The sequence below is a fragment of the Candidatus Woesearchaeota archaeon genome (assembly GCA_020854775.1).
In the GTDB taxonomy this organism is placed as follows: Archaea; Nanobdellota; Nanobdellia; order Woesearchaeales; family 21-14-0-10-32-9; genus 21-14-0-10-32-9.
In genome coordinates this window covers 47,146-60,637 of the sequence record JAHKLZ010000002.1, presented here as the reverse complement: position 1 = coordinate 60,637, position 13,492 = coordinate 47,146, and the positions used below count along the sequence as shown (strand labels likewise).

Sequence of the window (13,492 nt, the reverse complement as noted above, 5' to 3'; positions counted from 1 at the left end):
GGATTATAAAAACCATAAAAAAATAAGTAATAAATATGAAAACAAAAAAAACAATATTCATAACTATAATAATAAGCATAGTACTAGTTATGATTCTTTCTCAAAACACGGAAGCATCCATACTCGGAGTTAACAGAGCAAGATTAAACTTTGAAAACGTACTAAGAGGAGGATACGCAGAACAACAAATAACAGTGAGCATGGGCTCAGAAAGAGCAATACAAGTATTCTACGAAGCAAAAGGAGAAATAGCTGATTGGATAACCCTAGAACCTAGAGATGAACACTTAATAGTAACTGAAAACAATCCAGGAATAATAAACGTAATAGTAGAACCGCCAAGCGACGCGAGAGTAGACACTTACGAAGGAACAATAATAATAAGCACAGGACCCGTAGGAGAAATAACTTCTCAAATAGGAACAAACATAGTGGTAGCATTCGAAGTAAAAATAACCGTGACAATAACAGACACTCAAATAATTTCCTGCACCGCGGGAGGAATAAACCTGGACACAATAGAAATAAACGAAGAAAACACAATTACTGCGACTATAAGAAACACAGGAAACGTAAGAATAAGACCTTTGTTTGAAATGAAAATATTCTCACAACTACAAGAACAATTAATTAAAGAACACGCGTACAGACACGACGCGGAAATAATACCAACAAAAACAGAAATAATAAACAACAAAATAAACCTAGGATTAGAACCAGGACAATACTGGGCAGAAATAACAGAGCCAATATGCGGAAACAAAGCAACAATAACCTTTAGCGTGCTAGAAAGAGGAGGAATAAGCGACGAAGGAAACTTAATAACTCTAAGAACAAAAACTTGGGCAACCACAAACGAAATAGTACCAATAACTGCTAAATTCAAAAACCAAGGAACAAGAACTGTGAGCGCGCAATTCAAAGGAGTCATACTAAAAGACGGAAAAATAATAAAAATAATAGAATCAGAAACAATCAACGTACCAAGAAATGAAGAAATAGACATAGAAATGTTTTATACACCTGAAGAACCAGGACAATACCAAGTAAAAGGAAGAATACATTACAATCAAAAAGTAACACAAGAAAGAGGAACAATAATAAATGTTAACACAGAAACAAAAACACAAAAAACAAACACCAACATAGTAACCTTAACTTATTCAATAATCATAATTACTATAACAACACTGTTATTCTTAATACTAAGAAAAAAGAAAAAAAAGAAAAGAAAAAAAAATAACTAAATCATTTCACCAATTTCTATGTATTCGTCAGGATCAACGAGTTCAGGCAAAATATCTGCTTCTATTTCTTCATCAACAACTGATTGCTGATCACCTAAGTAATCATTATCAGCAACATCCATTGATGAACAAGCAGACACCAACAACACCGAAATCAATAACAATCCCATCACTAAATATTTCACTTTTACTCACCTCTCACAGAGTTATTAACAACGCCACTAGGACGCTGAGCAATATTACTCAACCTAGAATCAATTCTTTGCTGTAAGTCCTCAGGAACTCTCTCTTTCATCTCATTAATCTTTTCCTTGACTCTTTCACCATTCTCAGAACTAACTTGATTCCTAACTCTTTCTTGCTCCTGCATAATATTCATCCTTTGACGTAAAGCTTCCTCTTGCATATCACGAAGAACATCATTAGCTTGCTCGGCACGAATATTCCTAACAGAACTAAGAACTTCTTCCTTAATTTGCTTAGGCTCAACCTCGCCAGACCTTATCCTAGAAAGCAAATCCTCACTGATAACGTCTCTGCCTGAAGCTCTAACAATTTCTTCATTATGAATCCTGGCTCTTTCCCTCAAAGCATCATCATACCTGGCCAGATTAGGTAATTCATGAACTTCCTTATTGACTTGAGCTCTTAAATCATTTCTTTCTTGCTCTTGAACAAATTCTCTAAGCGTTTCCCTAAATTCTTTAGATAACTCTGATGCTTCATGTCTAAACTCAACAAAAGCACGAACATCTTCTTCTTTACCAACAAGTTCATAACTAGAAACTTTGCTCTTCAAATCTTCCATAACCAAAAGAATAGCTTCCAAGTCTTCCAAGGACTCTTCAGATAATCTATCAGCTAATCTTTCAAGTAACATTTCTCCTTGAAGAATATTCTTCTGAATAGATCTTTCTAACTGAAGCAATCTAACAGTTGCGCCATCATTAGTGTTGAACGGAGCCAATTCTACGTCGTCAGCAACCTCATCCAATTCATCATCAGCTTCATCATCAACGACTTCAGCTTCATCAGCATCAGTATCTGATTCATTATTTTCTACGTCATCAACATCATTTCCATTAATGACGTCATCCTCATTCGTTTCGTTGTCATCAGCTAAACTTAAAGGCAAAGCAATAAGCAAAGCTAAAACAACCAAAAAAACTTTCAAGTTTTTCCAAATCATTTTATCACCTCATCAAATCCAATAAGAGGACTTGATACCTCTTTTTATTAAGACGGAACAAAATATAATATTTGCCCGGAACAAACCGGAACAACCAAAAAATAACCGGAACAAAGCGCCTTAAAGAATATATACATATAACTAATGCTTTAAATTATTTTTGCTTATTCAAAACAATAACATTACTATTACCCTTATTTAACTTAACAACTAATCCTTTTCTTACAAGAGAATCAATATTTCTAGACAAAGAAGATTTAGGCCAACCAAATTTTTTTTCCAAAAAACTCTGAGACACACCGTCTTTCTTTTCTAAAAATAATAAAATATTTTTTTGTCTCTCCGTCAAAGAAAACTTAACATGCACATCTTTTTTCTTTTTATTCTTAACAAAATACAACAAATAAAATCCGATGAACAAAACAAAAATCCCTAAAAAAACAAATAACAAATAATAACTCTTGCCAGGTTTTGATTCTTCAAAATGATATTGTAAGAATATTTCTAAAACTTTATCCTTCAAAATGCCTTTAACGAAAGGAGAATCATCATACCCTATATTAATAGGTGCAGAACTTTTCACGTAATTAATCACGACCCCATCAGGTAAAGAAACTTTGAATAAAGCACTAGAAAAATAATCACTGCTCAAATTAAAAACCCAATACTTACCTTGTTTAGAGGTTAAATCATCATAAGAACCTGTGATGTTAGGATGATTAGTCAGCCCAGAAATCACCACGTCCCCTCTATCATTAATATTTATTAGCAAATCAGCATAAAATTCATTCTCTGAGCTAGCTAAAGAAAAATTAACAGATAACAATAATATGAATATAAATAATACGAATTTGAAAAACTTGTTTTTCATATAATTAAGATGACCCCTTTGTTTAAATTATTTATGAAAACACACACAAAATTATTTTCTATATAGAAATTAATCATTTCAAGAGTAAAAAACAAAACATTTATATAATAATGTAGCACGAAGAATGTATAAAAAACATACAAATGTAATACAAATATACAAAAAAGGTACTAAATGTAATACATTAAACATACAAAAACTAATAAAAAAACTACAAAAAACATACAATTTTGTTTGACGCGTCGAGGAACAAATAATGAATAAAACAGAAATAATCAACGTACGACTATCAAAAGAACTTCTAAAAAAACTTGACCCATTGCTCCAAGAAAAATCCTTCAGCTCAAGATCAGAAGCCGTAAGACAATTCCTAAGAGAATACGTACAAGAACAAAAACAAAGAGGGATAAAAAAATGAAAGACACAGTGCTAAGCATAAGACTCCCCGCAACATTAGTACAAGAACTAAAAATCTTAGCACAAGAAAATCACTACTTAGACTTATCAGAACAAATCAGAACAATAATACGACAAAAATGCGAAGAACACACACAACCCTACAAACACGAAGTACAAAAAATGAGAGAACAACTAGAAGAAAACATCGCACAAAACAAAGACAGCAAAGACAAAGACAAACTCTTACAAGAACTAGAAAAAATAATTATGGAGCTTAAAAAATGAAAATAACACCAAAAATCAACAAAGCAATAACCTTCATGATGATAACACTATTATTAATAATTCTAGCATCAGCACAAACAACACAAACAACTCCAGAAAACGCAACATACACACCTAATCAAAACTACGAATTCATATTAATAGAAGAATTACAAGATAAAGTAATATTCAAACTCTTCGAAAATGAAATAATACTTCTAGAAAACAGTGATGTGAATTACGAAGAAGGATACTACTTGATAAACATAGACGACTTAAGCGCAGGAACATACAATTATGAATGGACAATAATAAACGAAACAAACACAACTAATACAACAATAATAAATAACTACAAAATAAAAAAAGCCGAACCAATAATAACACTTAAATTTAATTCACAAACTGAAAACGCGACCATAAATCAATTAGACATAGTAAATATAACCGCGACAATAGAAACAGAACAAGGACACTTAGAACTATTAATAAATAATACTTTGATGAACACAACAGAACTACTTGAAGAAACAGAAGGAACAAGAACCATAACAATAACAGGAAGACCAGACAAAACAGGAACCTACGAAATAAAAGCAAGATATAACGAAACAGAAAATTATACACACAAAGAAAAAACCATACACATAGTAGTTGAAGAAGCCCTGATAATAGAAACAGACAAAGAAAAATACAACTTAGGAGAAACTTCTTATTATTTATTAAAAACAACAAACAATATAGAAGTAGACATAAAAATATGCAGAAATGCAACACAAGGAACTTTACAATGGGAAGAATGCACACACACACAAAAAATACAAGCACCATCAACATTATTAACAAATACAGAAACAAAAAATCCGGGTAAGTACGAAATAAGAGCAAACATAACAACCGCGAACATAGCCATAACAAAAACATATGAAGTAATAGACAGCATGAAACTAAGCGTTTCTGGAAAAACAAAAATAAAACTAGACGAAGAAACAACTCTTACAGCGACAACAACAGGAGGAATAACACCTTACACATACACTTGGACTTTACCAGATGGAACAACAAAAACAGGAAACGAACTAAAAATAAAATATGCAACAGAAGGATATAGAGACATAAAATTAACAGCAAGAGATAAAGAAGGAAACACAAAAGAAGAAACCATCACTTTAGACGTGAGACCTTATTATGATTTAACAATAGAAGTAAGAAATCAACAAAACCAAGTACTAAAAGACACAATAATAACAATACTTGAAACTAACGAAGATAAAATAACAGATAGTACAGGAAAAACAAAATTTAACTTACCAAAAGACACATACAAAGTAAGACTGGACGCGATAGGATATTACGTGAAAACAGAAACAATCAAACTAGATGCAACAACTAGTCTAACAATCAAACTGGACAAAATAGAAACAACAACGACAACAACAAATAACAAAATAGAACTAGAAAAACCTACAAATAAAGCCACAATAACTAATACAGAAATAGAATTCCAAGCAAAAATAAACTTAGCAGAAACAGCTACATGTAAATTATTCATAACAGACAAAAACAGCCAATGGTTCATAGAGCTAGCAAGAAAAGAAAACGTGAAAGCAGGAACAATAACTTTCAAAGAAAAAATAGAAACAGGAGAATACAAATGGAAAATAAGTTGTGAAACACAAAAAGAAACAGCAGAATCTGAAATAAGAGAATTCTCAAAATCAACAACGCAATTCTCAACAACTAACACTCAAGACACAATAGACGCAGGAGAACTAAGAAGACAAATAGAACAAGCACACGAAAACTTAGATAACTTAGGCTTAGAAGAAAGAAAAACCGCGGACGCATTAGACATAAAAGAAACACTAAGAGTATCTCTAAGAGATTATGAAAGAATACTACGAGATCTTAACAGCTTAGCACTAAGAAGAGACTTAACAGATCAACAAAAACAAGAAAAAATACAAGAATACAAAGAACAAGTAATACAATTAGAAGGAAAAACTCCTTTACTAATAGAAGTTACAGAATCAGAAGAATACATGACTCATGCAAGCAGGGAAGACCTAGAAAAAATTGTTAAAGAATACGCAGAAAAAAGAAACCTACAAGGAAGACCAGACTTAAGAGAAATAGAAAATCAACAAAACCTAATAAGAATTAGAACATTCACCGCACAAACAACTATAACATACATAAATGGAGAAAAAGAAAATATAACAGTAGTTCAAAAAACAATAGAATACACAGGAGACACAACAAGGCATCATTTCTTACTAGAAAAAATAAGCGATGAAATAACTACTGAATTCGTAACGAAACAAGTACACGATGTACTAACAAGAAATAAATTAATAAGATTTGAAAAACCAGAAACAATAAATTATTACTTAAAAGAACACCAAGACTTAGAAAAAATAAAAAATACACACACAATAATACTAACAGAAGGATCTTTCAGAACAAGCGGATCAGGAAGTAATGCAATAACAGGACTAGTAACATTCACAGACATGAAACTAGAACCAATAACGAGCTTAGTAATAATACTAATTTTACTAATACTAGGATATGTTTTCTACGTTTTTGACTTAAAAGAAAAAATAATAGAATACATAAATAATTTTTCAAAAGACAAGAAAATAAAACAATTACAAAACCTCATAAATGATGCAAAAGATTATTTGGAAACAAAAGAAATAGAACGCGCAAGCCTCATATACAAAGAAATAAAAATGATATATGAAAAAGCGCCAAGAAACGTTAAAAAAGAAGTATATGAAGACGCCATAACATTGATGAATATTCTAAACGAAAAATACGTAGAAGAACTAACAACACAAACACAAACAGCACTAAAAGAAAAAAACAAAGAATACGCAATTGAAACATACAACAAGTTAACAGACGCATACAACAAATCAGAAAAAAACACACAAATCAAATTCAAAGAACAAATCAAACAAATAACCGAAGAAATAACAAAACAATGAAAGAACAAGAAAAAAAACGGACATTGAAACAAAAAATAAAAGACATGACCAGAAAAAAAAATATGACTATAGAAGAAGCGCTAAAAAACAGAAATAACAAAAAAACTAAAGAAAAAAACTACGCATTAATCATACTAACAATAATAAGTATACTAATAATATTAACCACGAGTATTTACACAGGATACATAGCTTATCATGAAGGACAAGGCGGATACATACACCAAATAAACCTGCTGTTCAAAAAACCAGTAATAAGCTGGGCAGGATTATATGGCGCTGCATTCGGAGTAGGACAAACACAACCATGGGAATTCGAAGTAGACCCAGGAGGAATGATAGAAGGAAACATATTCTTCGAATGTCTGAGAAGCGGAACCACCACGCTACTATTCGCAAGCCTAGTACCACAACAAGAAATATCCATACCGACGCTTCAAGCAGCAACACGCCAAGAAATAGACGCGTTTATAGGAATAGATAACACACATTACGATTCTACCATTAACACATTCAAAGAAACAATGAACATACAAATAGGCGCAAACCCAATCAACAATATACCGACAGTATACACATACGTAGGAACAGGCACCGAAGAAGGAATGTTCAAAGCAGGCCTATTAAAAGATGAAAACAACAATTATGTAGTCGTCGCATTAATAGAAGAAATGCTCCACAGAGGATTCAACCAAAGATTCTATAATTATCAAATGATGCTCCCCATTCCCAACAATGCAACAACAAAATATTACATATTCTTAGATCCATACATAGAGTGTCCTGCAGGCGAAGATGAACCAGGCGCATTCGGAATAGTAGAAGGAATAGTCACAGACATAGGAGGAAATCCTATGGAAAACACAATAGTAACAATAGGACGCTATTCTAACGTCTCAGACGCGACAGGTTACTACAGAATATCAACAGACGCAGGAACAAGAAATATCTTCGCAATAAGAACAGGATACAAAGTATATTTCAATAACGTAACAGTATTCGAAAACAATGTAACAGAACACAACATAATACTAGAAATAGACTTACCACCAGTAGAATACATAGATATGCACCCAGACATAGGACCTGACTTCGGACCAGACCAAGGACCAGACCAAGGACCCGGAGAAGTACCCTTCCAAATAGAAAGACCCGTAGAAATAGAAGGACAAGATTACTGGATACCCTTCAATAGAATCACGAAGAGAATAAGAGAAGGAGAATTCGCACAAGAAACAGTCTTCATACAAAGCTTCAGACAAAATAACATGCAACTAAATTTTGAAGTAGTAGGAGACGCAAAAAAAGTAATAAGTATAGATAGAACCAGTGTACTAATACCCCCAAGAGGAGATGGAAGAGCAACCCTAACATTTTTTGGAAATGAAACACCAGGAATATACAACGGAACATTAAACATAACCGGCGGAATAGATGTAGAAATACCAATAATAGTAGAAATATTAGACAGAGACAAAATACCAATACAAGCACTACTACTAGGAATAAGTATGAGTGACAGAAAAATATACTCAGGCTCAAAATTCACATTCAGAACAGACCTAACAAACTTGCTAAGCGACAGAGAATACCCTGTTAGTCTAATATTCACAATACAAAACCTAGACGGAACAGAAACAATATGGACACACACATCTAACGTGTTCCTAAAAACAAGTCTGTCATTAATAAGAAACGTACAATTACCTGATAACATAAGAGAAGGAGAATACGTAATAAGAGTAACCGCTAACTACTTAGATCTAAGTTCTAGCACTAGCCACGTATTCCACGTAAGTCTACCAATACATCAATACATATTATTTTGGGGAATAAGAGTATGGCACGCAGTACTATTCTTATTATTCTTAATAGGACTAATAATAGCAATAATAATAATCAAAAAAAGAATAGAAGGAAAAAAGAAATATCACTTAAAAGTTGAATATTCAGAGATACCAAAAGACGGACCAAGAAGTATATTCGCAGGAAAAATCGCAGAGACATCAAACAAAGCATACATGAACCTTGAAAATTTTAAAACACACACAATCGTAGCAGGATCAACAGGAGGAGGTAAAAGTTTCTCAGCACAAGTAATAATAGAAGAAATGCTACTAAAAGACGTGGCAGTAATAGTCTTCGATCCAACCGCGCAATGGACAGGGATGCTAAGAAAACTAACAAACAAAGGACTACTAGGCTTATATCCTAGCTTCGGAATGACAGAAAAAGACGCTAAACCATTCACAGGAAACATAAGACAAATCAATAACGCGCGCGAATTAATAGATATAAGAAAATTCATGAAACCAGGAGAAATACAAGTATTCGCAGTACATAAATTAGACCCAAAAGAAATAGATATCTTCGTCGCGAACACCGTAAGAGAAGTATTCCACGCGAACTTCGACGAATCAGAACCACTAAGACTTTGCTTAGTATACGACGAAGTACACCGTTTACTACCTAAGTTCGGAGGAAGTGGAGAAGGATTCTTACAAATAGAAAGAGCATGCCGTGAGTTCAGGAAGTGGGGAATAGGCGTAATGCTAATCTCGCAAGTATTAGCAGACTTCGTAGGACAAATCAAAGCAAACATCAACACAGAAGTACAAATGAGAACAAGAGACGAAGGAGACTTAGACAGGATTAAAACAAAGTACGGAGAAGATGTTCTGCAAAGCTTAGTAAAAGCAAGCATAGGAACAGGAATGGTGCAAAACTCAGCATATAACAGAGGAAGACCTTATTTCATAACGTTCAGACCAATAATGCACTCAGTAGCAAGATTAAGCGATGAAGAAATAGCACAATACAACGAATACAACATGAAAATAGATCAAATGACTTACGAATTAGACCAATTAGAAAAAGAAGAAAAACAAGACGTGTTCGATTTAAGATTAGAACTAAAATTAGCATTAGACAAAGTAAAAGCTGGAAACTTCAACATGGTAAAGATATACATTGAAGGATTAGAACCAAGACTAAAAAAAGTTTGGACTAAAATAGGAAAAACACCTAAGAAAATGGAAATAAAAATGGTGTCTCAAGAAGAACTAGATAAAGAACTAAAGAAAGCACAAGGAGAAAGAGAAAAATTCGAAGCAGAAAATAAGAAAGAAGAAACAAAAGATGACAAAAAAGAAACTCCTCAAGACAAATTCAAAAAAGATGTTCCTCCTGACAAGATATTGAAATTGCACAACGACATGTTAGTTGTTACCCCAACGAGTTTATACTCAGAAATAGAAGCGATGAAAGACTCAGATTATGAGTACCACGTGAATGAAAATAAAAATGATTTCGCTGATTGGATAAGAGACGCAGTAGGAGATGCTGAATTAGCAGAACATCTGGATAACACTAAGGACAGAAAAGAAATAATAAGCTTGCTTGATAAAAGAGCAAAAGGAGAAAAATTGCCTGCGTTAGAAAAAAGTCCTGAAAAAAAGAAACAAGAAGAACAAAAAGACGCAGTAAAAAACTTCGCTAAAGAACCTGCTGAAGAACCAAAGAAACAAGAAGAACAAGAAAATAAAGAAGAAAAATCAGAAGAAACAAAAGAAGATGAAAAAGAATCAGAGGATAAAAAAGAAGATGGTGAAAAATGATGCAAACAATAAAACCTGATAATTATTTTTATCTTAGGAACGGAGAAAAACTTAGAAGCATCAAAGAATTAGAAAAAGAACTAGAAAAAAACACTAATTACGAGAATCTTGAAAACTTTTATCATCATGTAACTAATGAAAAAAACGATTATGCTAATTGGATAAAGAACGTGTTTCATAAACAAGAATTATATGAAAAAATGAAGAACGTGAAAAAACCTGATGAACTACTTAGAATAATATTAGAAGAGCAAACTCGTGAACACAAAGAAAAACACAAAAAAATAGATTTAGAAAGAATAAAACACGAATTAGAAATTAACAAAAAAATAACAAGAAAAGAAAAAGCCAAAGCCATACTAAAAAAAATAATAAAACCTAAAATTAAGAAAAACAAAGAAGAAGATAATAAAGATAAAAAAACCATTTTTAAAAAAATATTAAACAAGATACGAAGAACCCCTTCCGATAATTGGATGAAAGAATTAGAAAAGGAAGCTAAGAAAATAAAGAATAAAAAATCAGAAGAGGAAGAAGAAGAGGAACAAACTAAAGAAAATGAAAAAAAACAAACAATTAGCGTTACGGAAAATTTATTATCAATAATAAAAGAAGCGAAAAAGTTAGGAAAAACAAATGAAGAAATTAAAAAAATACTCATAGGCCAAGGAATAAGTTCCGAGATATTAAATAAAATATTTTCTTCTCAAAACGAAGAAGAATCAAAAACAGAAGAACAAGAAAATAAAGAAGAAACAAAAGAAGAAACAAAAAAAGATGAAAAAGAAACAGGACAAAAAGAAGCAGTAGAGCCAGCAGAGCTAGAAGAACAAAACGAACAACCAAACACGGAATCTGAACAAAAACAAGAAACAGAACAAAACAAAGAAGAAGAACCAGAACAGGAAGACAAAGAAAATAATGATGAACAAAAAGAAACAGAAAAAACAACAGAGACAGAAGAACCAGAAAAATATGAAAGACAAGAAAAAACAGAAGAACAAAAATTAGCTGAAGAAAAAGAAAGAGATTTGAGAGCGGAAAGAGCAGAAAATTTGCTGGAAAAAACTCGTAATATGAAAAGTAACTCTTACTTGAATTATGAAAAACAAAAAGAAACAGTTTCAGATCTTAAAGACATATATGAAGAATTATACTCAGAAATATCAGATTACAGAAAACAAGGAAAAGACATGTTTATGCCTTACATGAATCTTAGATTGATAAAGCCAAAATTGTCATTCTTAGAAGTAAGCAATAAAGAACAAGACAGAAGACAAGTTATGAAATTATTAGAAGGAGTCAAAAAAGAAATAAAAGAATCAGTAGAAAGAGAAGAGCTTAATGTGAAAAAAGAAGTTTTGCAAGCCGCGGGCTTATACGAAGAAAAAAAAGAGGAATGAAGAAATATGGGATTGTTTAAGAAAAAGCTAAGCGACGAAGAAATGATTAAGAAAAACATAGAAGCGCAACAAGCAGAATTAGAAGAAAAAGAAGCAGCTAAGAATAAAAAAAATGATGATTTAGGAGATTCTAAACTAGGAATAGAAGTAACAAAAATAAAAGCTCAATTAGAAGGATTAAACGAGCAAAGACAAGCCGTTAATGAAAGATTCTCAAGGATGAACGAAGAAATAGGTGAAATAAGAGGAATGATGATGGACACGAACAAGTCCGTAGGTAACATAGAAGCCTCAGCCACTAAAGCAATAGACTTAGTAGAAAGCGTTAAACCAGATCAATTAATGTTAGAAGTTAGAAAACAAGATTCTAAAATAGAAAGCGTAAAAGCAGGAGTGGAAAGTAGCGAATCATTAATGAGAGACATGATGAAAGAAGTAAAAGAAATGAGGAAAAAAATTGATTTTTACAAAGGAATAGAACAAGTCAATAAATTAAACGAAGAAATCAAAGCAGAACTCATAGATATAAAAAAAATAGAAGGAATAATAGAAAGACACAGTAACAAAGTAGAAACAATATACATAGAAGTAGAAAAAAAATTCGTGGAATTTGACAAGTTTAACGATTCCGTAAAAGATTTGAAAAGAAGCTTCGATAAGATGCAATCTGATTTTGATAAAATAAAAATAAAATTAGAAGATAAAACTGATAAGAAAGAATTATTAAAATTCATAACTAAGTTTAACGACTTTGAGAAACACACAAACAGCGTAATAAACTTAATGGATGAAAGATCTAAGAGTACTCATGAAGATGTTAAGAAACACATGAATACTTTGAAAACTGAGATAAAAAGTAAACTTGATTCTGCTATAAAACAACTTAATTTAGAAGTTGAAAAAACAGATTATAAACCTGAAGACAAAAAAGAAAAACAAACAGAACCAGAATCAACAGAACCTAAAGAACAAGAAAAACAAGAAAATAAAGAAGAAAAATCAGAAGAACAAGAAAAACCAAAAGAAACAGAAAACGAACAAGAAAATAAAGAAGAACAAAAAGAAACAAAAGAACAACCAAAAAAAGAAACAGAACAAAACATAGAGAAAGAAAAATCAGAAAAACAAGAAAAACCAAAAGAAACAGAAAACGAACAAGAAAATAAAGAAGAACAAAAAGAAACAAAAGAACAACCAAAAAAAGAAACAGAACAAAACATAGAGAAAGAAAAATCAGAAGAACAAGAAAAACCAAAAGAAACAGAAAACGAACAGAAAACGAAAGAAGAAATAAAAGAAAACTTGAAAGACGTAATAAGCGAATTCACAACGGATCCTGAAATAGAAAGAGAACTAGAAAAACAAATATTACTAATAGTTGGAGAAGCAAGAAAAAGAGGAAAAACAGACGAAGAAATAAAAGAAGTTCTCATTAAAAACAAATTACCTCAAAAAATAGTACAAAGTATATTCAAATAAAAAAAATTCACTAAAAAAAGAAATCAAACT

At 31.8% G+C, this 13,492-nt stretch carries 10 protein-coding genes; 7 read left to right on the top strand and 3 right to left on the bottom strand.

All coding sequences use genetic code 11. The annotated features are described in order from the left end of the window. The first annotated feature begins 35 nt into the window (after nt 1–35). Complete coding sequence (locus KO361_00230; protein ID MCC7574005.1) at nt 36–1,247, top strand: hypothetical protein; 1,212 nt, start codon at nt 36–38, stop codon at nt 1,245–1,247. Here KO361_00230 and KO361_00225 read toward each other — a convergent pair. The 3 genes from KO361_00225 to KO361_00215 all read right to left on the bottom strand — a co-directional run bounded on the left by KO361_00225 (nt 1,244) and on the right by KO361_00215 (nt 3,307). After that, nucleotides 1,244–1,432 (bottom strand): hypothetical protein, encoded by a 189-nt coding sequence (locus tag KO361_00225; GenBank protein MCC7574004.1) that lies wholly within the window; start codon nt 1,430–1,432, stop codon nt 1,244–1,246. The two genes, KO361_00230 and KO361_00225, sit on opposite strands and share 4 nt — an antisense overlap. A 2-nt stretch (nt 1,433–1,434) precedes the next feature. Beyond that, nucleotides 1,435–2,436 carry a hypothetical protein gene (locus KO361_00220; protein MCC7574003.1) on the bottom strand — a complete coding sequence of 334 codons (1,002 nt, stop codon included), beginning with the start codon at nt 2,434–2,436 and terminating at the stop codon, nt 1,435–1,437. 154 nt (nt 2,437–2,590) lie between these two features. Continuing rightward, nucleotides 2,591–3,307, bottom strand: a complete 717-nt coding sequence (locus KO361_00215) for a MarR family transcriptional regulator (GenBank protein ID MCC7574002.1) — start codon at nt 3,305–3,307, stop codon at nt 2,591–2,593. A 256-nt stretch (nt 3,308–3,563) separates the two neighbouring features. Between KO361_00215 and KO361_00210 the strand changes: the two genes are divergently transcribed. Genes KO361_00210 through KO361_00185 form a run of 6 tightly spaced genes read left to right on the top strand, consistent with a single transcriptional unit; the run spans nt 3,564 to nt 13,462 of the window. Beyond that, complete coding sequence (locus KO361_00210) at nt 3,564–3,725, top strand: ribbon-helix-helix domain-containing protein (GenBank protein MCC7574001.1); 162 nt, start codon at nt 3,564–3,566, stop codon at nt 3,723–3,725. Then, nucleotides 3,722–3,991: a hypothetical protein gene (locus tag KO361_00205; GenBank protein MCC7574000.1), complete on the top strand. Its 270-nt coding sequence runs from the start codon at nt 3,722–3,724 to the stop codon at nt 3,989–3,991. The genes KO361_00210 and KO361_00205 overlap by 4 nt, the downstream gene beginning before the upstream one ends. Beyond that, nucleotides 3,988–6,963: a hypothetical protein gene (locus KO361_00200; protein ID MCC7573999.1), complete on the top strand. Its 2,976-nt coding sequence runs from the start codon at nt 3,988–3,990 to the stop codon at nt 6,961–6,963. Before KO361_00205 ends, KO361_00200 begins: the two co-directional genes overlap by 4 nt. Next, on the top strand, nt 6,960–10,580 hold the full coding sequence (locus tag KO361_00195; GenBank protein MCC7573998.1) for a DUF87 domain-containing protein: 3,621 nt from the start codon (nt 6,960–6,962) through the stop codon (nt 10,578–10,580). Before KO361_00200 ends, KO361_00195 begins: the two co-directional genes overlap by 4 nt. Next, complete coding sequence (locus KO361_00190; GenBank protein ID MCC7573997.1) at nt 10,577–11,983, top strand: hypothetical protein; 1,407 nt, start codon at nt 10,577–10,579, stop codon at nt 11,981–11,983. Before KO361_00195 ends, KO361_00190 begins: the two co-directional genes overlap by 4 nt. 6 nt (nt 11,984–11,989) lie before the next feature. Beyond that, complete coding sequence (locus KO361_00185) at nt 11,990–13,462, top strand: hypothetical protein (GenBank protein MCC7573996.1); 1,473 nt, start codon at nt 11,990–11,992, stop codon at nt 13,460–13,462. The last annotated feature ends 30 nt before the right edge of the window (nt 13,463–13,492 follow it).